18 protein-coding genes are annotated in these 24,083 nt (G+C 72.3%); 6 read left to right on the top strand and 12 right to left on the bottom strand.

Annotated features, from left to right (window positions below):
* Positions 1-219: 219 nt before the first annotated feature.
* Together N3K63_RS04255 and N3K63_RS04250 are read left to right on the top strand one after the other, a co-directional pair.
* Entirely contained in the window at positions 220-1,215 is a 996-nt protein-coding gene (locus N3K63_RS04255) for a hypothetical protein (protein ID WP_261578751.1), read from the top strand.
* The gene (locus tag N3K63_RS04250) at positions 1,212-2,357 is read left to right on the top strand and encodes a hypothetical protein (protein ID WP_261578750.1); all 1,146 of its coding nucleotides are present in this window, start codon (positions 1,212-1,214) and stop codon (positions 2,355-2,357) included. The genes N3K63_RS04255 and N3K63_RS04250 overlap by 4 nt, the downstream gene beginning before the upstream one ends.
* A gap of 38 nt (positions 2,358-2,395) precedes the next feature.
* Here the strand turns inward: N3K63_RS04250 and N3K63_RS04245 are convergent, their stop codons facing one another.
* The 5 genes from N3K63_RS04245 to N3K63_RS04225 form a co-directional block, all read right to left on the bottom strand.
* Positions 2,396-3,082, bottom strand: coding sequence for a TMEM175 family protein (locus tag N3K63_RS04245; RefSeq protein ID WP_261578749.1), 687 nt, complete (start codon positions 3,080-3,082; stop codon positions 2,396-2,398).
* A gap of 70 nt (positions 3,083-3,152) precedes the next feature.
* Positions 3,153-4,817: an ABC transporter ATP-binding protein gene (locus N3K63_RS04240; protein ID WP_261578748.1), complete on the bottom strand. Its 1,665-nt coding sequence runs from the start codon at positions 4,815-4,817 to the stop codon at positions 3,153-3,155.
* A complete protein-coding gene (locus N3K63_RS04235; RefSeq protein WP_261578747.1) occupies positions 4,817-5,812 on the bottom strand; it encodes an ABC transporter permease in 996 nt (331 codons plus the stop codon). Before N3K63_RS04235 ends, N3K63_RS04240 begins: the two co-directional genes overlap by 1 nt.
* Position 5,813: 1 nt before the next feature.
* Entirely contained in the window at positions 5,814-6,899 is a 1,086-nt protein-coding gene (locus N3K63_RS04230) for an ABC transporter permease (RefSeq protein ID WP_261578746.1), read from the bottom strand.
* A gap of 116 nt (positions 6,900-7,015) precedes the next feature.
* Entirely contained in the window at positions 7,016-8,650 is a 1,635-nt protein-coding gene (locus tag N3K63_RS04225) for an ABC transporter substrate-binding protein (protein ID WP_261578745.1), read from the bottom strand.
* Between the two features lie 254 nt (positions 8,651-8,904).
* Here N3K63_RS04225 and N3K63_RS04220 point away from each other — a divergent pair, with 254 nt between their 5' ends.
* Positions 8,905-9,513, top strand: coding sequence for a hypothetical protein (locus N3K63_RS04220; protein WP_261578744.1), 609 nt, complete (start codon positions 8,905-8,907; stop codon positions 9,511-9,513).
* A gap of 67 nt (positions 9,514-9,580) precedes the next feature.
* Here N3K63_RS04220 and N3K63_RS04215 read toward each other — a convergent pair whose 3' ends face one another.
* From N3K63_RS04215 to N3K63_RS04195, 5 genes are all read right to left on the bottom strand, one after another.
* Positions 9,581-9,991, bottom strand: a complete 411-nt coding sequence (locus N3K63_RS04215; protein WP_261578743.1) for a DUF779 domain-containing protein — start codon at positions 9,989-9,991, stop codon at positions 9,581-9,583.
* Positions 9,992-10,174: 183 nt separating this feature from the next.
* Positions 10,175-11,725, bottom strand: a complete 1,551-nt coding sequence (gene exaC / locus N3K63_RS04210; protein WP_261578742.1) for an acetaldehyde dehydrogenase ExaC — start codon at positions 11,723-11,725, stop codon at positions 10,175-10,177.
* 435 nt (positions 11,726-12,160) lie between these two features.
* Positions 12,161-14,305 (bottom strand): 4-alpha-glucanotransferase, encoded by a 2,145-nt coding sequence (gene malQ / locus N3K63_RS04205; RefSeq protein WP_261578741.1) that lies wholly within the window; start codon positions 14,303-14,305, stop codon positions 12,161-12,163.
* A 127-nt stretch (positions 14,306-14,432) separates the two neighbouring features.
* The gene (locus tag N3K63_RS04200) at positions 14,433-15,767 is read right to left on the bottom strand and encodes a GAF domain-containing protein (RefSeq protein WP_261578740.1); all 1,335 of its coding nucleotides are present in this window, start codon (positions 15,765-15,767) and stop codon (positions 14,433-14,435) included.
* A 118-nt stretch (positions 15,768-15,885) separates the two neighbouring features.
* On the bottom strand, positions 15,886-16,215 hold the full coding sequence (locus tag N3K63_RS04195; RefSeq protein WP_261578738.1) for a winged helix-turn-helix transcriptional regulator: 330 nt from the start codon (positions 16,213-16,215) through the stop codon (positions 15,886-15,888).
* 73 nt (positions 16,216-16,288) lie between these two features.
* Here N3K63_RS04195 and N3K63_RS04190 point away from each other — a divergent pair, with 73 nt between their 5' ends.
* Positions 16,289-16,933, top strand: coding sequence for an FMN-dependent NADH-azoreductase (locus tag N3K63_RS04190; RefSeq protein WP_261578737.1), 645 nt, complete (start codon positions 16,289-16,291; stop codon positions 16,931-16,933).
* A gap of 221 nt (positions 16,934-17,154) precedes the next feature.
* Here N3K63_RS04190 and N3K63_RS04185 read toward each other — a convergent pair whose 3' ends face one another.
* Both N3K63_RS04185 and N3K63_RS04180 read right to left on the bottom strand, forming a co-directional pair.
* Entirely contained in the window at positions 17,155-18,597 is a 1,443-nt protein-coding gene (locus N3K63_RS04185; protein ID WP_261578735.1) for a CCA tRNA nucleotidyltransferase, read from the bottom strand.
* A gap of 36 nt (positions 18,598-18,633) precedes the next feature.
* Positions 18,634-20,178, bottom strand: coding sequence for a DUF7059 domain-containing protein (locus tag N3K63_RS04180; protein ID WP_261578734.1), 1,545 nt, complete (start codon positions 20,176-20,178; stop codon positions 18,634-18,636).
* A 99-nt stretch (positions 20,179-20,277) separates the two neighbouring features.
* Here N3K63_RS04180 and N3K63_RS04175 point away from each other — a divergent pair, with 99 nt between their 5' ends.
* Together N3K63_RS04175 and murJ are read left to right on the top strand one after the other, a co-directional pair.
* Positions 20,278-22,443: a DUF6049 family protein gene (locus tag N3K63_RS04175; protein WP_261578733.1), complete on the top strand. Its 2,166-nt coding sequence runs from the start codon at positions 20,278-20,280 to the stop codon at positions 22,441-22,443.
* Positions 22,436-24,052, top strand: a complete 1,617-nt coding sequence (gene murJ, locus N3K63_RS04170; RefSeq protein WP_261578732.1) for a murein biosynthesis integral membrane protein MurJ — start codon at positions 22,436-22,438, stop codon at positions 24,050-24,052. Before N3K63_RS04175 ends, murJ begins: the two co-directional genes overlap by 8 nt.
* Positions 24,053-24,083: the final 31 nt, after the last annotated feature.

The raw sequence follows: 24,083 nt of genomic DNA, 5'->3' as shown, positions 1-24,083 counted from the left end.
TGCACGTGTCCGCTGCTGCGCATGGGCGCAGACGGACAACCTCAACAGTCTAGCCGATGTGGCGGCGGGGACGGAACCGGGGGTTTCGGGCCCAGGAACGGGCGGGGCGGTGACCATCCGTCGGGGCGGTGGGGCGGGAGTCGACTCGCGGGGCGACAGGGGTCACACCAGCACCGCGGGTCCGACGGATGGTCACGGCCCCGCCGGTAGCGTGGGCTCATGGAGTGGGAACCGGACGTCAGCGCGGGGGAATGGCTGCGGGAGCGCATCGACCAGCCGTGGCGGGGCACGATGCACGACCTGGTGCCTCGCGGCTTCGCCGCGTACGCCCGCATCTTCCACCCGGCCACCCGCGACCGCCCCGTGGGTACGGCATGGCCCACCGCCGCGTACTCCGACCACCGCGCCTGGGAGAGGTTCCACGACGCGCACCCCGACCTGCAGACGGTCACCGAGCGCGTGAGCTGGGCCACGACCGCGGCCGCACTGGGCACCGTGTTCCACCCCGAGGCCCAGTGGAGCGCGCTCACGCGCGTCGACGCCCGCGCCGACCGTGTCGACGACCCCCGCGACGCCGACGGCTGGCGCTATGCCGACCCCGAGATGGGCGGGATGCCGGCCGATCTCGTCTCGGCGCTGGCCGAGGTGCTGGCGGCGGCCACGACGACCCCGACCGAGGGGGGCGTCGCCCTCTGGGAGGGTCGCGCCGCGCTGGTCGGGCACCTGGGCCACGGCCCCTCGCGCGTCTTCTTCCAGATGGGCGACGGCGCCGACCCCGACCTCGCCCGCCACAACGCGATGCTCGGCACCGCCGCGCGCGACGTGCTCAACAGGGTGTTCCGAAAGCCCACCTGGCAGGAGGGCATCCTCTCGCGCGACATCTCGGAGGGCCCGCGCCTCGCGCTCCCCGAACGCAACCACGTGCTGTTCCGCGGCGGGGTCGCCGAACTGGTCGACCCGGCCTGGGAGCTGCGGATGCCGTGGCGCGACCGCCCCTCCGAAGCTCAGGGCTTCCCGCCGAGCGCGCAGAGCCCGAGCCTGGTGTGGCCGGCCGACCGCGCGTGGGTGTGGGTGTCGGAGGTCGACTGGGACTCGACGGTCGTCGGCGGCAGCGCGGAGCTCATTCGCGCCGTGTGCGCCGACCCGCGCCTCGAGGCGCTGCCGCTCGGCCCCGACGCCGACCTGTCGTGGGACGGCGACGGGGTGAACCGGTGAGCGGGTTCGACCCGCGACCGCTCACCGGTCCGGTCGACCGCGCGACAGTGCGCGCCCACCTGCAGCACCTCACGCAGAGCGGGCGTCTGCCGTCGGGGCAGGGGGCCGCCGTCGCCGTCGTCGTGCTGGTCGTCGTGCTCGGCATCTTCCTGGTGTTCGGCACGGTCGCCGTCGGCATGCTCTCGGCGGCGCTCGGGGCCTGGAACAGCGGCAGCCCGGGCGGCGGCGGCTTCGTCATCGTGCCGGTGCTGATGCTCGGCATCGTCGTCGCGGGCGCCGTGTTCGCCATCGTGCACGCGGTGCGCCGCGCCGGCGGGGCGCGCACCTACCGCCTCGACACGTTCGCGCAGGCCAACGGCATGACCTGGTATGCCCGCGCCGACGCACCGCCGCTGCCCGGGATGCTGTTCGGCATCGGCCACAGCCGCCGGGCCACCGACATCGTGCGCGGCGACCGCCCGCGCCTGGTCGAGTTCGCCAACTACCGCTACAAGACCGGCTCCGGCAAGAACGAGTCGACGCACAGCTGGGGGTACGTCGCCGTGAAGCTCGCCCATCCGCTGCCGCACATCGTGCTGGATGCCACGAGCAACAACTCGCTGTTCGGCTCGAACCTGCCGACCTCGTTCGACCGCGACCAGCGCCTGAGCCTGGAGGGCGACTTCGACCGGCACTTCGCCCTGTACTGCCCGGCCGGCTACGAGGCCGATGCGCTGTACCTGTTCACGCCCGACATCATGGCGCGCTTCATCGACAACGCCGCCGCGCTCGACGTGGAGATCGTCGACGACTGGCTGTTCCTCTATGCCAAGCGCGACCTGGTGACCCTCGACCCGTCGACGTGGGCGTGGCTGTTCTCGGTGGTGGGGTCGCTGCTGGGCAAGCTCGACCAGTGGGAGCGCTGGCGCGACGACCGGCTGAGCGCGCCGGCCGCCGCCGACCCGGCGGGCGCGGCGGGAAGCCTCCCGTTCACGCCGCCGCTCGAGGCGCTCCGCCCGCCGCCGGGGGTGGCCGCGCCGGGACGCCGCCTCAAGAGCGCCGTGCCGTGGGCCGCGATCGTGGTGCTCGGCGCGTTCGCGCTGCTGTGGGTGGTCGGTCAGGTCGGGGTCTTCGGGGGCCTGCTCGGCTCGTTCTTCCCCTGACCCCCCTGACCCCCGACCCCCCTGACCCCCGCCCCGGGTCAGCGCCACGCACGGCGGAGGAGCCGCTGCACCACGCCGGTGAGGAACATCAGCAGCAGCGGCCAGTAGCCGAGCGCCGGGAACAGCAGGGTGACCCCCAGCGCCACGGCGAACATGATCATCATCGACAGGTCGACGGCGAGGTCGCCGCGCACGGTCGCCGTCGGCACGGTGGAGATGTCGGGGTGCGCGCGCACGTAGAGGCGGATGACGAAGGATGCCGCGCAGACCGCGAACAGACTGCCGATGTAGACGGCGCGCACGAGCCCGTCCGCGTCGGAGAACTGCCCCGACATCGACGTGGCCACCGGCAGCCACACGATCGTCAGCAGCCACGCCGACACCAGCCACATGAGCGCGGTGGGCACCGCGGTGACCTGCCGGAAGAGCCGGTGGTGGATCATCCAGAACAGGGCGATCATCACGAAGCTCACGAGGAAGCTGGTGAGCTGGTCCTGGTGGTCGGCGAACCAGCGGCCGGCGGAGTGGCCTTGGCCGCCGGCATCCGACACGCCCTCCATGAGCGGCAGGATGAGCAGCGTCATCGCGATGGCGACGACCGCGTCGATGAACGCCGCGCACCGCTCGGCGCTGAGGTACCCCTCCGGGCGGTGCCCCGCGGAGCGAGGCGGCTGCGGCGGATGCCGGTCGCCGGGCTGTCTGTCGGCGGGGGTCTCGGCGCTCATGCCGCGATCGTAGCGAGCACGGGGCGCGCCGTCTCGTGCCCGCCGCGCCCGATCCGCGGGCGCGGCCCCGTCAGCCCGCCTGCGACGCCGCGCGCCGCGCGGCCTGCTCGACCGGGTCGGGCACCGGCAGCGAGGCGATGAGGCGCCGCGTGTAGGCGTCGCTCGGGGCGCCGAGCACCTGTGCGGTGGGCCCCGCCTCGGCGATGCTGCCCTTGTGCAGCACCACGATCGAGTGGGCGAGCATGTCGACCACGGCCAGGTCGTGCGTGATGAACAGCGCCGCGAAGCCGAACCGCTCCTGCAGGTCGACGAACAGTTCGAGCACCCGCGCCTGCACCGAGACGTCCAGCGCGCTGGTGGGCTCGTCGGCGATGAGCAGCGGCGGGTCGAGGGCGAGCGCGCGGGCGAGCGAGGCGCGCTGCCGCTGACCGCCCGAGAGCTCGTGCGGGAACCGGTCGGCGTACGCGCCGCCCAGCTGCACGGCGTCGAGCAGCTCGTCCACGCGCGGACGCGCCGACTCGACGTCGCGAGCGGCGCCGTGCACGAGCAGCGGCTCGGCGATGTTCTGCGCGATGGTCAGCAGCGGGTTGAAGCTCGTCGCGGGGTCTTGGAACACGAAGCCCAGCTGTTTGCGCAGCGGTCGGAACGCGCGCTCGCGCACCCCGTTCATCTCGGCGCCGAGCACCTTCAGCGACCCGCCCGCCACGGGGGTGAGCCCCGCGATGGCGCGGCCGATGGTGGTCTTGCCCGAGCCGCTCTCGCCGACGAGGCCGACGACCTCGCCGGGCGCGATCGAGAAGCTCACCCCGTCGACGGCGCGGAAGCCCGCGCGGCGGAACCGGCCGGGGTACTCGATCACGAGATCCTCCGCCGCCACCACCGGCGCCGTGCCGGGCGCGGCATCCGGTCGGGTGCGGTCGACGATCTCGAGGCGCGGCACGGCCGCCAGCAGCTTCTTGGTGTACTCGTGGCGCGGCGCGGCGAACAGGTCGTGCACCGGCGCGGTCTCGACGATCTCGCCGGCGTACATCACCGCGACCCGGTCGGCGAGGTCGGCCACGACGCCCATGTTGTGGGTGATGAGCACGATGGCGGTGCCCGTCTCGTCGCGCAGGCGGCGCAGCAGCTCGAGGATCTCGGCCTGCACCGTGACGTCGAGGGCCGTGGTCGGCTCGTCGGCGATGATCACGGTGGGCTCGAGGGCGAGGGCCATCGCGATGACGATGCGCTGCTTCTGCCCGCCGGAGAACTGGTGCGGGTACTCGTCGACGCGGCGCTCGGGGTCGGGGATGCCGACGCGACGGAGCATCTCGATCGCCTGCTCGCGCGCCTGCTTCTTCGACACCTTGCCGTGGGAGCGCAGGCCCTCGGCAAGCTGCCAGCCCACCGTGAACACCGGGTTCAGGGCGGTGGAGGGCTCCTGGAAGATCATGGCCGCGCTGGTGCCGCGCACCTCGCGCAGCCGGTGCCGGTCGAGGCCGATCACGTCGGTGCCGTCGAGCACGACCGCCCCGTGGGCGATGGCGGTCTCGGGCAGGAGCCCGAGGATCGTGCGGGCGGTCACGGTCTTGCCGCTGCCCGACTCGCCGACGATGGCGAGCACCTCGCCGCGGGCGACTTCGAGGCTCACCCCGCGCACGGCGTGCACGTCGCCGCCGTCGGTGGCGAAGGTGATGTCGAGGTCGCGGATGTCGACGGCCGGGCGACCGGCCGTCGTGGTGCCTGCTGCGGTCATCATTCGACCTCTCCCATGAACTCGCGCGATGCGGGCTGCTCGGCGGCGACGGCATCCGCCGGTGTCTTCGTGGTGCCGGCGCGGCGGCGCGCGCGCAGGCGCGGGTCGGCCAGGTCGTTGAGGCTCTCGCCGATGAGGGTGACGCCGAGCACCGTCAGCACGATGGCCATGCCGGGCGGGATCGAGGTCCACCAGATGCCGGCGGCGACGTCGCTGATCGACTTGTTGAGGTCGTAGCCCCACTCCGCCGCCGCGGTGGGCTGGATGCCGAACCCGAGGAAGCCGAGCGCGGCGAGGGTCGAGATCGCCTCCGACGCGTTGAGGGTGACGATCAGCGGCAGCGTGCGGGTCGAGTTGCGCAGCACGTGGCGGAACATGATGCGCGGCGTCGAGGCGCCGATCACCTTGGCCGACTCGACGAACGCCTCGGACTTCACACGCACCACCTCGGCGCGCACGACCCGGAAGTACTGCGGGATGAACACGACGGTGATGGATGCCGCGGCCGCGAGCACGCCGGGCCAGAGCCCGGACTGGCCGCCGCTGATCGCGATGGCCACCACGATCGCCAGCAGCAGGGTCGGGAAGGCGTAGATGGCGTCGGCGACGACGACGAGCGTGCGGTCGATCCAGCCACCGAGGTAGCCCGAGATCAGACCCAGCAGGATGCCGAGGAACACCGACAGCACGAGGGCGACGATCACGACCATCAGCGCGGTCTGGGCACCCCAGATGACGCGCGAGAGCACGTCGTACCCGCCGACGGTGGTGCCGAGCAGGTGCTCGGCGCTCGGCGGCTGCTGGGCGCCGAAGTTGCCGTCGGGGCCGGTCAGCTGGCTGTAGCTGTAGGGCGCGATCCAGGGGGCCAGGAGCGCGGTGAGCAGGAACAGGCCGACGATGACCAGGCCCGCCACCAGCATCCCGCGCTGCAGGCCGACGCTCTGACGCAGCTGGTGGACGACCGGCAGGCGGTCGACGAGACGTTGTCTTGCCATCTCAGTACCTCACTCGCGGATCGATGAAGGCGGCGATCACGTCGACGACGAAGTTGGTCACAGCCACGATGATCGCGATCATCGCGACGATGCCCTGCACCGCGACGAAGTCGCGCGAGGCCAGGTAGCCCGCGAGCTGGAAGCCGAGCCCCTGCCACTCGAAGGTGGTCTCGGTCAGCACCGCGCCGCCGAGCATCAGCGCGATCTGCAGACCGATGACGGTGATGATCGGGATGAGCGCGGGGCGGTAGGCGTGGGTGCGCACGAGGCGCACCTCGCGCACGCCGCGCGAGCGCGCCGCGTCCACGTACGGCATGTTGAGGGTGCCGATGACGTTGGTGCGCACCAGGCGCAGGAAGATGCCGGCCGTCAGCAGACCCAGCGTGAGTGCGGGGAGCACCGCGTGGGCCAGCACGTCCTGCACGTAGGCGGGGTTGCCGCTGGCGATCGCGTCGATGAGGTAGATGCCGGTGCCGCCGTCACCGCGCTCGAGGGCGATCTCGGTGCGCACGTTCGCGCGGCCCGACACCGGGAGCCAGCCGAGCCACACCGAGAAGACGAGCTTGGCGATGAGTCCCGAGAAGAAGACGGGCGTCGCATAGAAGAGGATCGCGCTGACACGCAGCACCGCGTCGGGCCAGCGGTCGCGCATCGCGGCGGCGACCATGCCGAACGGGATGCCGACGATGAAGGCGACCACGAGGGCGTAGACGACCAGTTCGAAGGTCGCGAGCCCGTAGGTGGCGAGCACGTCGATGACCGGCTGGTTGTCGGTGATCGTGGTGCCGAAGTTGAAGGTGAGGATCTGCCCGAGGTACTCGATGTACTGCACGAAGATCGGGCGGTCGTAGCCGGCCTCGTGGATGCGCTCCTGCAGCTGGTCGGCGGGGAGGCGCCCGCCGAGTGCGGCGGTGATCGGGTCGCCGGTGAGCCGGATCAGGAAGAAGACGAGGGTGACCAGGATGAGCACGGTCGGGAAGATCAGCAGGAACCGCACCAGCAGGTAGCGGCTGAGCGTGCCGCCGCCGCCCCGGCTCTTGGTCGGGGCGTGCAGGAAGGCGGGCGGTTCGGCGACGTCGGTCGTCATGGGTGTCTACCTTACGTACGGTGCGGGCGTTCCGACTCGGCGCCGCGCGCCCCGCTCAACGACCGGACCCGGTCGTTGAGCGAGCGCAGCGAGTCGAAACGCCCGCACCCGTTGACTTACTTGGTGATCGGCGCGAAACGCAGCTTGAACGAGGCGTCGAGGGTGACGCCGCTCACCGCCGCACCGGTCACGGCGACCTGGGCGCCCTGCAGCAGCGGCACCGTGGACAGGTCGCCCGCGACGAGCTCCTGGATCTTCTCGATGTCGGCGGTGCGGGTGGCCGCATCCGGCTCGACGGCCTGCTGGAGGATCAGGTCGTTGACCTCGGGGTTGTCGTAGTGGTTGCCGAGGAAGTTCTCCTTGAGGAAGAACGGCGTCAGGTAGTTGTCGGCGTCGGAGTAGTCCGGGAACCAGCCCAGCTGGTAGGCCGGGTAGACGTCGGAGGTGCGGTCCTTGGAGTACTGCACCCACTCGGTCGACTGCAGGTTCACCGTGAACAGGCCGTCGGCCTCGAGCTGCGACTTCACCAGGGCGTACTCGTCACCCGACGAGGGGCCGTAGTGGTCGGGGCTGTACTGCAGGCTCAGCTCCACCGGGGTGGTGACGCCGGCCGCCTCGAGCGTGGCCTTGGCCTTCGCGGCATCCGGAGCACCCGCGCCGTCGCCGTAGAGACCCTTCAGCGCGTCGGTCGCGCCGGCGAAGCCCTCGGGGACGTACGAGTACAGCGGGGTGTAGGTGCCCTTGTAGACCTGCTCCGACAGCGCGTCGCGGTCGACGAGGTCGGCGACGGCCTGACGGACGGCGAGCGCCTTGGCCGGGTCGGCGTCGGCGGTCGTGGCGCCGTAGGGCTGCGTGTTGAAGTTGAACACGATGTAGCGGATCTCGCCGCCGGGGCCCTCGACGACCTTGACGTCGTCGTTGCCCGACAGGTCGTCGACGTCGGTGGCCGAGAGGCTGCGGTAGGCCACGTCGATGTCACCCTGCTGGACGGCCAGCTTCAGGTTCGACGACTCGGCGAAGTAGCTGAGGATCACACCGCCGTTGACGGGGGCGTCGAGCAGACCCTTGTAGTTCTCGTTCGGGGTGAACTCGACGGTCTTGTTGAAGTCCCACGAGGTGATCGAGTACGGGCCGCCGAAGGCGTCGGCGTCGACGATGTCCTGGTCGGGCGTGACCGCGTCGGCCGAGAACACGTCCTCGTCGACGATGGCGCCGGGGAAGCTCGTGAGGATGAACGGGAACACCTGGTCGTTGTCGGTCTTCAGCTTGAAGACGACGGTGGTGTCGTCGGGGGTCTCGACGCTGTCGAGGTTGTAGAGCAGGCTCGAGGCGCCGTTCGGGTCGGCGATCTTGATGTTGCGGTCGAACGAGAACTTGACGTCCGACGAGGTGAGGTCGTTGCCGTTGGACCACTTCAGGCCCGCGGGAAGGGTGACGGTGTACTCGTTGGGCGAGGTGAACTCGGCCGACTCGGCCAGGTCGGGGACGACCTCGGTGGAGTTGTAGTCGGTGTTGACCAGGTACGGGAAGACCTGGGTCTGCACGGCGAGCGAGCCGTTGTCGTACGAGCCGGCCGGGTCGAGCGTGGTGACCTTGTCGGTGGTTCCGACGATGACCGGGTCTCCGGACGCCTCGCCGGAGGAGCCGCCGGTGCTGCCGCCGCCGGCGCAGCCGGCCAGGAGGAGCGATGCCGCGCCGAGGGCGCCGATCGCGAGGCCGAGACGGCCGCGCGTGCTGTGATGCAGTGCCATGGGTAGTACCTCTGCTGTGTGGTGACGCCCGTCGGAGGGCGGGCGTCACTCATCTTTCACCTGCCGGTGGCTTACGGCAGTATTCACGGCCGTTTCGTAACGAGACCGAAACCCGCCTCCGGCGGCACCGGATGCCGTCGCGCCGGGTGTCAGAGGGCCGTTCCAAAGGTCGCGGGCGGCTGATCGCGCGGCCTGAGCGACAGATTCCGCGGCCGACGGCATCCGCGGGTGGCGGTCGTGGTCGGGTGGTCAGCGTGTTCCTTCGCCTGCGCGCCCGATGGGCCCTCTTCGCCGCCACCCGTCAGACGCTCGCCCAGCTGATCGTGTTCGCCGTGCTGAACGTCGGCATGACGGTGCTGCAGCTGGTGCTGATGCCGGTGGCCAAGGCGCTGTTCGGTCTGACGCCGCTGGTCGACATCGGATTGCAGGCGCTGCCCATCGGATCGGACTACTTCGTCTTCGACTACGCCGCGGGGGCGCTCCCCGAGGGCGGGGGCGGCCTGGCCTACTTCCTCGCGGTGCAGCTGACCCTGGCCATCGCGCAGGTGCTGAACTTCTTCGCACAGCGCAACATCACCTTCAAGTCCAACAGCAACCCGTGGATCGCCGCCGCCTGGTACACGGCCGCCTACGTCGTGATCACCTTCGGGGCGGCCGCGCTGCAGGGGCTGTACAAGGCGCCGATCTACGACCTGTTCATCACGACCTGGGGCATGGGCTCGGCCGGCGAGGCCGCCGCCGACATGGTGACGATGCTCATCAACGCGCTAATCTCGTGCGCCGTGTACTTCCCGATCTTCAAGATCATCTTCCGCACCGACCCCGTGGTCGTCATCGAGCAGCGGGAGCCGCTCGGGGTCTGACCGTCGGGGGTCTTCAGGGCGGGGTCTTCAGGGCGGGGTCTGAGGGCGGGGTCTGAGGGCGGGGTCTTCAGGCCGGGGTTCCGGCGCCGGAGGCCGGGGCGAGGCCGAAGTGCTCCAGCTCGGCATCGGTCAGCATCCGCGACCGGATGATGAACCGCTTGCCGGTGGGGCCTTCCACGCTGAAGCCGGCGCCGCGGCCGGGGACGACGTCGATCGTGATGTGCGTGTACTTCCAGTACTCGAACTGCGCGGAGGAGATGAACACCTCGATGGGCGCCTCCAGCCCCACCTCGAGGTCGCCGAGCTTCACGTCGCTCGGCCCGGTGAGGAACATGCCGACCGGGAAGCACATCGGGGCGCTGCCGTCGCAGCATCCGCCCGACTGGTGGAACATGAGCGGCCCGTGCTGCCCGGTGAGCTCGCGCAGCAGCTGCGCCGCCGCATCGGTCACCGCCACCCGCCCGTACGTCTCAGCCATGTCCATCCCGCACCCCTCTCCTGGTTCCGGCCCCGTCTCGTCTCCCCGTCCCGCCCCGCCCGCTGTCGCGGCCGCTTCCGGCGAGAGAACACCTCGGCGCCGAGGGAACGGGTGGCGACCGTTCCCTCGGCGCCCCGCTGTTCTCTCGCGGTGGGGAGGCGCGGGAGAACAGCGGACCGGGGGTTAGAAGAAGCCCATCGCGCCGTCGGCGTAGGAGACGAGGAGGTTCTTCGTCTGCTGGTAGTGGTCGAGCATCTTCAGGTGGTTCTCGCGCCCGATGCCCGACTGCTTGTAGCCGCCGAATGCCGCGTGGGCGGGGTACTGGTGGTAGGTGTTGGTCCACACCCGGCCGGCTTCGATCGCGCGTCCGGCGCGATAGGCGGTGTCGCCGGAACGGCTCCACACGCCCGCGCCCAGGCCGTAGAGCGTGTCGTTGGCGATCGAGATGGCGTCGTCGAAGTCGTCGAAGCTCGTCACCGAGACGACCGGGCCGAAGATCTCCTCCTGGAAGATGCGCATCGAGTTCTGCCCCTCGAACACCGTCGGCGCGACGTAGTAGCCCTCCGACAGGTCGCCGCCCAGGTCGACGCGCTCCCCGCCGATGAGCACCTTGGCGCCCTCGGCCTTGCCGATGTCGATGTACGACAGGATCTTCTCGAGCTGATCGTTCGATGCCTGTGCGCCGATCATCGTCGCCGGGTCGAGCGGGTTGCCCTGCACGATCTTCTTCACCCGCTCCACCCCGTCACCGAGGAACCGGTCGTAGATCGAGCGCTGGATGAGCGCGCGCGACGGGCACGTGCACACCTCGCCCTGGTTGAGGGCGAAGAACGTGAACCCTTCGAGCACCTTGTCGTAGTAGGCATCCGACGTGTCGCGCGCGACGTCTTCGAAGAAGATGTTCGCGCTCTTGCCCCCGAGTTCGAGGGTCACCGGGATGAGGTTCTGCGAGGCGTACTGCATGATCAGGCGCCCGGTCGTGGTCTCGCCGGTGAAGGCGACCTTGCGGATGCGCTTGTGCTGCGCGAGCGGCGCCCCCGCCTCGATGCCGAACCCGTTGACGATGTTCACGACGCCCGCCGGCAGCAGGTCGCCGATCAGCTCGAAGAGGAACAGGATGGACGCCGGCGTCTGCTCGGCCGGCTTCAGCACGACGCAGTTGCCGGCGGCGAGGGCGGGGGCGAGCTTCCACGTGGCCATGAGGATGGGGAAGTTCCACGGGATGATCTGGCCGACCACACCCAGCGGCTCGTGGAAGTGATATGCCACGGTGTCTTCGTCGATCTGGCTGAGCGATCCCTCCTGCGCCCGCAGCACGCCGGCGAAGTAGCGGAAGTGGTCGACGGCCAGCGGGATGTCGGCGGCGAGCGTCTCGCGCACCGGCTTGCCGTTCTCCCACGTCTCGGCCACGGCGATCTTCTCGAGGTTCTGCTCGATGCGGTCGGCGATCTTGTTGAGGATGACGGCGCGATCGGCCGGCGTCGTGCGCTTCCACGACTCGAACGCCTGCCATGCGACGTCGACGGCGCGGTCGATGTCTTCGACGGTGCCGCGGCCCACCTCGCAGAACGGCTTGCCGTTGACCGGCGAGATGTTCTCGAAGTACTGCCCCTTCACCGGGTCGACGAACTCGCCGCCGATGTAGTGCCCGTACCGGGCGCGATACTCGGCGACCGCCCCGCGCTGGCCGGGAGCGGCGTAGACGCTCGAGACGCCCTCTTCGACGATGGTCATGTCTGTCTCCTTCGACGGTCCATGAGTCCGCGGCATCCGCGCCGCGGTTCGGATGCCGTGGACGCTACGCCCCGCTACGTTGCATCCCGTTGCGGGGGCCGGTGCCGTGGGCGGTGGGCGCCGTTTGCGGGACGCGGGTGGGGGGCGGGTCCCGCGGAGTGCGGGTTCGGGGCGCGGTATCCGCCTGTCGCGGGACGTGGTCGGGTGCCGGGTCCCACAAAGTGCGGGTGAGGGCAGCCAGACCCACCGTTTGCGGGACATGATCGGATTCCGGGTCCCGCGGAGTGCGGTAGAGGTCGCGGCATCCGCCAATTGCGGGACGCGGGCGGATGCCAGGTCCCATAAAGTGCGGGTCAGGGCCGCCGCACCCGCGGATCACGGGACACGGGCGGATGCCGGGTCCCACGAAGTGCGGGTCAGGACACCCGCCCCCGCTCAGCCCCGCAAGGCCCGATCCACGGCATCGGTGAGGGCGGTGAACCGGGGGTTCGCGGCGAGGTCCTCGATGAGCACGGCGTCGCCGGCGGAGTCGGCCAGGGGCACCTGCCAGTTGGGGTACTCCTTGTCGGTGCCGGGCTGGTTCTGCACGCGCCGTTCGCCGACGGCATCCACGAGCGCCACGCCGAGCAGTCGCGACGGGGACGCGGTGATGAGCACGTTGAGGGCTTCGATGATCTGCTGCTCGCCGGCATCCGGGCCGATGAGCCCGCGCTCTCGGAGGAAGGCGAGCATCGCGTCGCGCTCGCGCTCGGCGTCGGCGCGTTCGTCGTCGACCGGCCGGGTGAGCAGTCCCAGCCGGGCGCGCAGGGCGACGTGGTCGCCGGCGAGGTAGCCCGCCGTCGGCGGCAGGTCGTGCGTGTTGACGGTGGCCAGCAGCGCCTCGCGGTACTGCTCGGGCGGGCGCGGCTTGTCGCCGTCCTGCTCGAACCACAGCACCGAGGTGCCCAGCACCCCGCGCGCGGCCAGGTAGTCGCGCACCCACGGCTCGACGAGGCCGAGGTCTTCGCCGATGAGCACCGCCCCCGCGCGCTGCGCCTCGAGGGTGAGCACCCCGATCATCGCCTCGTGGTCGTAGCGCACATAGGTGCCGGCGCCGGCGCCGAGACCGGCCGGGATCCACCACAGCCGGAACAGCCCGATCACGTGGTCGATCCGCAGCGCGCCGGCATGGCGCAGCAGCGTGCGGATCATGTCGCGCAGCGGCGCGTAGCCGGCCGTGGCGAGCGCGGCGGGCAGCCACGGCGGCTGGTTCCAGTTCTGCCCCTGCTGGTTGTACATGTCGGGTGGGGCGCCGACGGTGATTCCGGGGGCGTACATGTCGTGCAGCGACCACGCGTCGGAACCGAGCGTGTGCACGCCGACCGCGAGGTCGTGCATGACGCCGATCGTCATGCCGGATGCCAGGGCGCCGGCCTGCGCGGCGGCGACCTGCTGCTCGGCGATCCACTGCAGCCACGCGTGGAAGGCGACCCGGTCGGCCAGTTGCGCGCGCAGCTCGGCCACGAGCGGCGACCCGATGTCGCGCGCCGCCGCCGGGCGCTCCACGCCCTCGTAGTGCTCCTCGAGGGCGCACCACAGCGCGAAGTCCTCGAGCGGCCGGCCCTCGCGGGCGAGGAAGTCGGCCAGTTCCGCGGCGCGCGCGGGGCTGCGGGGCACCGCGAACACGACCTCGAGCGCCGACCGCTTGGCGGCCCACACCGCGTCGCGGTCGATGCGGTGCGGGTCGGTGTCGTGCGCGGCGACCGGCGCGCGGGCGGCGGCGAGGGCCGCCCGGCCGGCGGCATCCAGGTACGACGCCTCGCGGATGTCTTCGGGCCGCACGTACAGCGGCGCGAGGAAGCGGCGGGTGGCCGGCAGGTAGGGCGACGGCTCGATCGGCGAGGTGACCTCGGCGGCGTGGATCGGGTTCACGAGCAGGAAGTCGGCTCCCTGCGCCCCGGCCACCGCGGCGAGGTCGCCGAGGCCGGCGAAGTCGCCCATGCCCCACGATCCGCGCGAGCGCACCGAGTACAGCTGCGCCATCAGGCCCCAGCCGCGGCCGTTCTTGCCCGGTCGTGTGCGCCCGCGCTCGAGCCGCTCGGGGGTGATCACGAACGGGCAGGATGCCGTGCGGTCGGCCTCCCCGCCGCCGAACGGGCGCTGCCACGCCCACAGCGTGTGCCACCCGAGGGGCAGGTCGGCGGGGACGGGCACCGTCACCTTCCAGCGCAGCACCCCGTCGACCAGCCGCGCCGTGGGCTGCTGCTCGGGAATCGCCACATCGCGCCACGTGCCGTCTTCGAGCGCGACCGCCAGGGTCACCTCGTGCGCATCGGCGACGTGCACCTCGACGCTGCGCGCGCCGGGGCGGGAGACGACGGATGCCGGCAGCAGCTCGCGCCACGGCGACTCGGCCACGAGCGTCGCAGCCTCGTCGATCTCGGCATCCGTCTGCGCCGTCACCCCCATCGCGCCGAGGATGGCGCGCAGGGTCGTGGCGGGGACGACGACGCGGTCGCCGAAGAACGACCAGTACTCGGTGGCGATGCCGTGGGCTTCGGCCAGCCGCGTCAGCGCGGGGGTGGGGCGGTCATCGGTCATATCGATCCCTCCGGCACGATCGCGGCCTCCCGGTTGCCCGCGGCCGGAGAGCCGGGGCGGGGCGGTGCGGCTGTCTGGCTTCATCCTGCCAGGCGCGGGCACCGGCGGTCACGGCGTGCGGCCGGGTTCAGCGGGTCGCCCGCTCCTCGGCGGCGTCCAGGCGTTCGACGCGGGCCACCAGCGCGGCGCGCTTGGGCGAGCGCGCCGGCAGCAGACTCAAGGCCAGACGCAGCACGTCGTCGTCATCGGCCCCGTCGGCGGTGTCGGCGTAGGCCAGCAGCACATCGACGGATGCCTCGGCCACCAGCGCGTCGCGCAGCGTCGAGCTGACGGTGCTGCGGAACTCCTCGACGCCGGGAGCGGTGGAGTCGGGCAGCACCGGCCCGCGGTACGCGGCCAGCGCGACCCGGTGCGCGCCGCGCCCCAGCAGCGACAGCAGCTGATGCGCATCGGTCTCGAGCTCGGTGGTGAGACGGTAGGGGCGGGATGCGGGAACGAGCGCGGGCGCGGTCTTCTCGAGCACGCGGCGCAGCCGCACGAGCTCGGGGCGCAGCGTGTCGACGACCGGTTCGCCGTAGACGAGCGTCGCCAGCTGCTCGGCCGACACCCCCTGCCGGTGGACGGCGAGCATCAGCAGGATCTCGGCGTGACGGGCCGACAGCTCGGTGACCGACTTGCCCGCGTCGCCGCCGAGCTCGAGCAGGGCCCGGTCGCGGCCGAGCACCCGCAGCGTCGTCGTGCGGCGCACCGGCGGCGGGGCGTGACGGCGCGGCAGGCGCGGGGCCGCCGCCCGGCTGCGCAGGCGCGCGACCATCAGCTCGGCCTCGATCGCCCGCGCCGTCGCGTCTACCAGCAGCTGCGCCTGGGGGGTGGCGGCATCCGCGTCGCCGGTCACGTCGATCACGCCCAGCAGCGCGCGGGTCTCGGGGTCGTGCACGGGCGCGGCGGTGCACGACCAGGGCTGCACGAGGCGGTTGAAGTGCTCGGCGCCGTGGATCTGCACCGACCGGTCGAGGGTGAGCGCGGTGCCGGGCGCCGAGGTGCCGACGGCCTGCTCCGACCAGTTGGTGCCGGCGACGAAGCCCATGTCGCCGGTGAGGGTGCGCACGTGCCGGTCGCCCTCGACCCACAGCAGACGGCCGGCCGCATCGCCGACGGCCACGACGACACCGGCATCCGGCTCGGGAAGCAGCAGCGCGCGGATCATGTCCATCGCCCCGGCCAGCGGGTGGGCGCTGCGATACGCCTCCAGCTCGTCGTCGGTGAGCTCGAGAGGCGGCAGCGCCTCGACCCCGACGAGGCCCGCCAGCGACCGCCGCCACGACTCGCGCACCAGCGGACGCACCTGGTCGAGACGCGCGTCGCCCGCGTTGCCGGCGACGAGCTCTTCGTGCGCGCGCTCGATCAGCAGGCGCGAGCTCTGCGGCGAGATCTCGCGCCGGGACGACCACAGCGAGGGCACGGCGGCTCCGTTCGACGGCGAGCGGGTGCGACCAGTGTAGGTCGCGGGCCGTGGCCCCGCGAGGGTGCGTGCGTGCGGGTCCGGGGGGTACCGGTGCGGGGTGGCGGGACGGGGGGGTTCAGCGGCGTTCGAGGTTGGCGTCTGCCCAGGCGCCGAGCTGACCGAGGATGGGGATCAGCCGCATCCCGGCGTCGGTGAGCGCATACGCGACGGCCACCGGCGGGCCCGGCTCGACGCGGCGCTCGAGCAGGTGCGTGTCGGCGAGCTCGCTGAGCCGATCCGACAGCACGGCGTCGCTGATGCCGGGAACGGCCCGGCGCAGGCCCACGAACGACAGCTGGCCGCCGCCGAGCGCGTCGAGGATCATGCCGTTCCAGCGCTTGCCCAGCACCGAGAACGCGTGCGAGACCGCGGCGTCGCAGCTGCGTACGTCGTGGTTCTCGGTCATACCCTCATGCTACCCGTGCTAGTCTCCCGCTAGTCGCTTTGTTTTTCATAGTCACTCTGATGGGAGTAGCGAAATGACCCTGTTCCGCCTCGATGCCAGCATCATGCCGGCCACCTCCGCAAGCCGTGCGCTCGGCGACCTCGTCGAGCAGGAGTGGCTCGACGCGCACCCCGGCAGCGCCGTCGTGCGCCGCGACGTGGCCGCCGACCCGATCCCCTCGACCGCGTGGACGGATGCCGTCACCGCCGGCTTCACCCCCGCCGAGCTGCTGACCGACGCGCAGCGCGAGGCCCTCGCCCTGCGCACGCGCCTGGCCGACGAGCTCATCGACGCCGACGCGATCCTGCTCACCGTGCCCCTTTACAACTACGGCGTCTCGCAGCACGCGAAGCTGTGGTTCGACCTGGCCTACACCGACCCGCGCATCGACCCGCAGGGCACCGCGCTGCGCGGCAAGCCGGCGACCCTGGTGACCGTGCTCGGCGGCAACTACGACGTGGGCACGCCCAAGGAGGGCTGGGACCACTCCACCGGCTGGCTGCGCCGCGTGCTCGAAGACGTCTGGGGCCTCGACCTGACCGTCGTGACCCGTCCGTTCACCCTGGTGGGCGTGAACCCGGCGCTCGACGCCTTCACCGACACCGCCGCGCAGCTGCGCACCGCCGCCGAAGACGCCGCCCGCGACGCCGGCCGCTCCCTGGCCGCCGCGAAGCCCTGACCTCCGCCCCGCGCCCTCCGCAGCGCCCGCACCCCTCGGTGCGGGCTCCGCGTGGTTCGTGCGGGCGTCGACCGGCTGCGCCTCGAACCGTCGAGTGTCCAAGACACGCGGCATCCGCCCGGCACGTACGGCGTGTCTTGGACACTCGGCAGGGGAGAACGCCGCGGCAGAAGGGGACACGCGACACGAGGGCAACGCCGCGGCACGCGCCGGGCGCGGGGTCAGGGGCGGGCGGCCCACCAGGCGCGCAGGCGGCGTTCGGCTTCGTCTTCGCCGATGATGCCCTCGTCGAGGCGGATGTCCATGAGGAAGCGGTAGGCCTCGCCGACCTCGCGGCCGGGGGCGATGCCGAGCACCTCCTGGATGCGGTTGCCGTCGAGCTCGGGTCGCATCGCGCCCAGCTGCTCCTGCTCGGCCAGTTCATCGATGCGCCGTTCGATGTCGTCGTAGGCGGCCTTCAGCCGGGAGGCCTTGCGCTTGTTGCGGGTGGTGACGTCGGCGCGGGTGAGGATGTGCAGGCGCTCGAGCTGGTCGCCCGCATCGCGCACGTAGCGCCGCACGGCAGAGTCGGTCCACGCGCCCTCGGCGTACCCGAAGAAGCGCAGGTGCTGCTCGATGAGCTGGGCGACCGCGCCGATCGTGTCGGAGTCGAAGCGCAGGCTCTGCAGGCGCTTTCGCGCCATGCGCGAGCCCTTGACGTCGTGGTGGTGGAAGCTCACCCCACCGCCGGGCTCGAGCTTTCGGGTGGCGGGCTTGCCGATGTCGTGCAGCAGGGCCGCCAGGCGCAGGGTGACGTCGGGTACGGCATCCGGATGCCGTTCGTGCTCGAGGTCGATCGTCTGGCGCAGCACCGTGAGGGAGTGCTCGTACACGTCTTTGTGGTGGTGGTGCTCGTCGACCTCGAGGCGCAGCGCCGGCACCTCGGGGAGGAATTGGTCGAGCAGGCCGGTGTCGACGAGTAGCCGCAGCCCGCGCACGGGGTCGTCGGTGGCCAGGAGCTTGACCAGCTCGCCCTGGATGCGCTCGGGGCTGACGATGCGCAGCGTCTCGCGCAGCGCGGCGACGGCGGCCTCGGTCTCGGGGGCCACGGCGAAGCCGAGCTGGCTGGCGAAGCGGGCGGCACGCAGCATGCGCAGCGGATCGTCGCCGAAGCTCACCGCCGGGTCGACGGGCGTGCGCAGGATGCCGGCGACGAGGTCTTCGACGCCGCCAGTGGGGTCGACGAGGGCGGGGCCGGGGATGCGCAACGCCATGGCGTTGACGGTGAAGTCGCGCCGCACCAGGTCTTCTTCGAGCGTGTCACCGAACGCGACGGTGGGCTTGCGCGTCACGCCGTCGTAGCTGTCGGCGCGATAGGTCGTGATCTCGACCTGTTCGGGGGTGCCGTCGGGCCGGCGGATCTTGGCGCCGATCGTGCCGAAGGCGCGGCCGATGTCCCACGTGGCGGTCGCCAGCGGCTTGACGATGCGCAGGATGTCGTCGGGGCGCGCGTCGGTCGTGTAGTCGAGGTCGTTGACGGTGCGGCCGAGCATCGCGTCGCGCACCGGGCCGCCGACGATCGACAGCTCGAATCCCGCGGCGGCGAACGCGTCGCCGAGGGTCGCGGTGACCGGCGACGCGGCGAGCGCGGCGAGGCGGGCGAGGCCGGCGGCCATGTTGAGCATGGTTTCGAGCCTACCCAGCGCCGCTCCCCCGCCGCCCTACCGGGCGAAGCCCAGGAACCCGGTGAAGAGCAGTTCGCGCACGCGGGGCAGCAGGTCGGATGCCAGTGCCGCAGCGTCGACCTCGAGCAGATCCGCGATCGCCGAGATGAGCACGCCGACGGGAAGGTCGCCGTCGCAGGCGCCCACGAGGGCGGCGAGCCCCGGGTCGACGGCGATGACGCGCGCGAACCCGGCCCCCTGGTGCAGCTCGATCACGGTGGGCGCCTCGTCGCCGGGCCGGTGGTGGCGGGCTTCGGTCACGTCGGGGGCAACCTGCAGCACCGCCGCCGACAGTGCGTCGTCGCTCAGGGCGGCGAGCCGGTCGGCGGCCGCCAGCGCCGCGCCCAGGTGCACGCCCAGCGCGCCGGTCACCGGCTGCGACACGCGCTCGTAGCGGGCGAGCGCGGGCGCCGCGTCGACGGGGCGCCGCAGCAGCACGTAGCCGAACCCGATGCCGGTCACCCTGCGCGCGGCGAAGTCGTCGAGCCAGGCGTCGATGAGGCGCGCGTACTCGGGCGAGCCGGGCGTCGTGCCGCCGTCGCGCACCCACAGTTCCGCATACGACAGCGGGTCGAGGTGCTCGCGCTCCACCACCCAGGCATCCAGCGGCTCGGGCGAGGCGGCCACCCAGGCGCGCACCCGGTCGAGGCCGTCCTCGCCCTCCCGGTACTCCCAGTTAGCCAGCAGCTGAGCGGTGCCGCCCGGGGCGAGCACCGCGCCCACCCCGGTGACGAACGCGGCCACGAGATCGTCGCCGGCGTATCCGGCATCCCGGTACTCGTACTCGGGCACGCCCTGCACGCGCGGGGTGATCACGAACGGCGGGTTCGAGACGACACGGTCGAACTGCTCGCCGGCGACCGGCTCGAACAGGCTTCCGTGGCGCACCTCGACGGCGTCGGTGCCGGCCAGCAGGGCGTTGAGGCGCGTGAAGGCGAGCGCGCGGTGCGACACGTCGGTGGCCACGACCCGGTCGGCGCTGAGCAGTGCCCGCAGCGACTGGATGCCGCAGCCGCTGCCCACATCCAGCACACGGTCGACGGGGGTGGCCAGCTGCAGGCCGGCGAGGGTGAGCGAGGCGCCGCCGACTCCCAGCACGTGGTCGGTGGGCAGCGGCCCGGCCAGCGCGGCCTCGTCGAGGTCGCTCGCGATCCACCAGTGCGCGCCCACCCCCGCACCAGCGCCGTCGGCACCGGCACCCCCGGCATCCTGGGGTCGCACGAGCGCCGTCGGCACCACGCGGTCGCCGTCGCGGCGGGCCAGGCCCAGGCCGATGAGCCCGTCGACGCCGCAGGCGGGGAACGCGGCCTCGACGGCGGCAGCCGGCTGCGGCACGCCGAGGAACAGCAGCCGCGCGTGCACGGCCGCGGCGTCGTCGCGGTCGGCGATCGCGGCCAGCGCCGGGCCGTGCAGGCCGCGTCCGACGGCCGCGTCGGCGACGGGCCCCCAGCCCTCGCGCACCGCGGTGGCGGTGTAGCCGGCGGCGTCGAGATCGGTGCGCAGGGCGGCGGCCAGACGGGGGTCAGCGGTGATGACGGGCATCGGTCCATTCAAGCGGGCCGCGGCCCGTCACGGGTGGCGCACAGCGCCCGAACCCTAGAATGCAGGCAGTCGTGCGGTCTGTGATCGCACCGGATCACCATGACCCCAACTTCGCCCGATTCCGTGCCGCGCGCCGCGCCCCGCTGGCGCGCCCGCGCCGCCGCCGCCCTCGGCGTGGCGCTGCTGATGCTCTCGCCCCTGCCGGCGGCGGCGGCCACCGACCCGACGCCCGGGCCCACGCCCACCGCGACGGCCAACGCCGCCCCGACGTTCGCGATGGGCCCCGGCGATCGCGGCATCGTGCGCTCCGACCTGCCGGTCATCGTCGACGTCACCGCCTCCAATCCCGCCTCCACCCCGCTGGATGCCGCCGAGGTGCGCATCGAGCGCGGCAACGCCCCGCTCGGCTCCCGCGCCGCCCTGGGCAGCTGGCTGTCCGACCAGTCCGGCGTCGACGGGTTCACGGCGGTCGGAGGCACGGTGCTCGACGCCCTGCCCGCCCGCGGCAGCACCGCCACCTCGGTCTCCCTCGACCTGGCCGCGCTGGCCGGGCTTCCGGCGGGCGTCTACCCGCTGCGGGCCACCTACCTCACCGAGCGCGGCGAGCTCACGAGCGCGAGCACGCTCATCGTGCCCGCCGTCGACCGGCCCGCCGGTCAGGTGACCGTCGTGGTGCCGATCACCGCGGGAGCGCTGTCGACCGCGCTGCTCACCGCCGACGAACTGGCCACCCTCACCGCATCCGACGGGGCGCTGCGCGCGCAGCTGGATGCCGTCGCGGGCACCGCAGCCGTGCTCGCCGTCGATCCGGCGATCCCCACCGCCATCCGGGCCCTCGGCACCACCGCGCCCGCCACGGCGACCGCCTGGCTCGCCGACCTGCTGGCCCTTCCCAACGAACGGTTCGCGCTGCAGTTCGGCGACGCCGACCTGGCCACCCAGCTGGGCGCCGGGCTGTCGACCCCGCTGCAGGTCGGCGACATCGACGCGCTGGCGCCGCGCCTGACCCCGGCCGGCACCCCGACCCCCACGCCCACGCCCGACCCGCAGACCACGACCGAGCAGCCCGCGTCGGGCCTCGACGGCATCGGCACCGCCGCCCCGGCGGTGCTCTGGCCCGCCTCCGGCAGCGTCGGGGCGGCGCAGATCGCCACCCTCGGCGCCGTCACCGACGGGGCGGCGGCGTCGCTGACCCTCGTCTCGTCGGCATCCGTCACCGGCCCTGCGGCCGCGCACTCGCGCGCCGGCGATGCGGATCTGCTCGTCTACGACGCCGACATCTCCGACGCGCTGCGGGCCGCGAGCGCGGCGATCACCGACGTCGACCGCGACGCCGCCACGGCCGAGGCCACCGCCTATCAGGAGTTCACCGACCCCGCCGTGCCGCTGGCCGTCACCGTCGACCGCTCCGCTGCCCGCACCCCCGAGGGCCTGAGCGCGGCGGTGACGACCGCGCAGGCCCTGCTCGGCCGCAGCCCGGTGGGCATGAGCGCGCTGCGCGCCGTCTTCCCCGATGCCGTCACCCTGGGTGATGCCCAGCCGGATGCCGCGTGGGTCGACGCGTTCGCCTCGTTCCGCGCCGACGCCGACGCCCTCGCCCAGTTCGCGACCATCCTGGCCGACCCGGCCGTGCTCACCGTGCCCGACCGCGCGCGCACGCTGCAGATCATCGGCAACGCGTGGCGGGGCGTGTCGGCCTGGCCGGATGCCGTCGCCGCGCAGCGCGCCCGCACGACGACGACGCTCGAGTCGGTCGAGCTCGTGCCGGTCTCCGACATCAACCTGCTCGGCACCAGCGCGCCGCTGAGCTTCACGGTGCGCAACGACCTGGCCTGGCCGGTGTCGCTCGTGCTCTACACGGTGCCCGGCGACCCCCGCATCATCGTGCAGACGACCACCACCGTCGAGGCCGGAGCCGCACAGGCCACGCGCGTGAACGTGCCCGTCGAGGCCCGCGTCGGCAGCGGCGAGGCCGAACTGTCGCTGCAGCTGCGCAGCCCCACCATGGTGGCCATCGGCGACCCGATGGAGGTCACCGTCAACGTGCGCGCCGAGTGGGAGCAGATCGGCGTGGTCGTGCTGTCGGTGCTCGTCGGCGGGTTCCTGCTGATCGGCGTCATCCGCACCGTGCGCCGCCGCCGGCGTGCCCGCGACCTCGACGACGGCGACACCACGAGCGACGACGACCGGCTCGACGACGGCCGCGACGACGGCCACGACGGCCATGACGGTCGCGACGGCCGGGAGGAGAAGGTCGATGGCTAGTCTCGGACGCGCCAGCGCGGTGGTGGCCGCCGGCACCCTGGCCTCGCGTGCGACGGGGCTCATCCGCAACATCGTGCTCGCCGCCGCGCTGGGCACGGTCATGTCGCAGGCCGCCGACGCGTTCGGCATCGCCAACCAGCTGCCCAACACGATCTTCGCGCTCATCTCGTCGGGCCTGCTGGCCGGGGTGATCGTGCCGCAGATCGTGCGGGCGGTGCGCGAGCACGACGACCACGGCAGTGCGTTCGTCTCCAAGCTGCTCACCCTGGGCATCGTCGCCCTCACCGTCGTCACCGCCGTCGCGATGGTCGCGGCCCCCGTGCTCGTGCAGCTGTATGGCCGCAACCTGCCGCCCGAGGGGTTCGCGCTGGCCCTCGCCCTGGCCTACTGGTGCCTGCCGCAGCTGTTCTTCTACGGCCTCTACGCGCTCATGGGCGAGATCCTCAACGCGCGCAAGGTGTTCGGGCCCTACGCCTGGTCGCCCATCATCAACAACATCGTCTCGATCATCGGCTTCGGCGCGTTCGTGTGGCTGTTCGGCCTGCACCGCGACGCCACCGGCTGGACGCCCGAGATGGTCGGCGTGCTGGGCGGCACGGCGACCCTGGGCATCGTGCTGCAGACGGTCGTGCTCTTCTTCTTCTGGCGCCGGGCGAGCCTCAGCGTGCGCGCCGACTTCCACTGGCGGGGCATCGGCCTGCGGCAGATCGGACGCCTGGCCGGGTGGACGTTCCTCATGGTGCTCGTCGGCCAGCTCGCCGCGCTCTACCAGGTGAGCACCGTCTCGGCGGCATCGGGAGCGGCGGCATCCGTGTTCACGATGCAGTCGGCGTGGACGGTGTTCATCCTCCCCTACTCGGTCATCGTCATGTCGATCGGAACGCCGTACTACACACGCATCGCCGAGCACGCCACGGTGGGCGACACCGACGCCGTGAAACGCGACCTCGACGCGCAGACCCGCATCATCTCGCTGCTCATCGTCGGCGCGCTCGTGGCCATCGTCGCCGCGATCATCCCGATCTCCCGTGTGTTCACCGACACGTCGCAGGATGCCGTGGCGTTCGCCTTCGTGCTGGCGGGGTATCTCGTGGCCCTCGTGCCGCTGTCGCTGCAGTTCGGCATGCAGCGCACGTTCTACGCCTTCCACGACACCCGCACCCCGTTCTTCTTCACGGTCGTGCAGGCGGTGATCGTCATCGCGACCACGTTCGTCGCCGTGCAGCTGCTCGAGGCCGAGGTGCTGCCGCTGGCCTTCCTCGCCTGCGCCATCGCCCTCGGCCAGTCGGTGGCCAACTTCGCGCAGCTGGGGGTGGCCGCCACGGCCCTGCGCCGCAAGATCGGCCCGCTGGGGCTGGGCGGTGCGCTGCGCGCGCTCGCGGTGTTCCTCGGGGTCGGTGTCGTCGCGGGCGCCGTCGGCTGGGGTGTCTTCCTGCTGCTGGGCGGCGTCGACGGGTGGGCGGCGTCGGAGAAGTTCACCGGCATCCTCGCCGCCGGCATCATCGGCATCGTCACCCTCGCCGTCTACGGTGCTGCGCTGCTGGTGCTGCGCGTTCCCGAGCTGCAGGTCGCGATGCGCGCCGTGCGCCGGTTCCTTCCCGGGAAGTAGCCCGGGAAGTAGGGCGGGCCGCCGCGCACCT

It is taken from the genome of Microbacterium festucae, assembly GCF_025421715.1.
Classification (GTDB): domain Bacteria; phylum Actinomycetota; class Actinomycetes; order Actinomycetales; family Microbacteriaceae; genus Microbacterium; species Microbacterium festucae.
The sequence above is the reverse complement of the archived record's forward strand: the minus strand, read 5'-3'. Positions and strand labels throughout refer to the sequence as shown.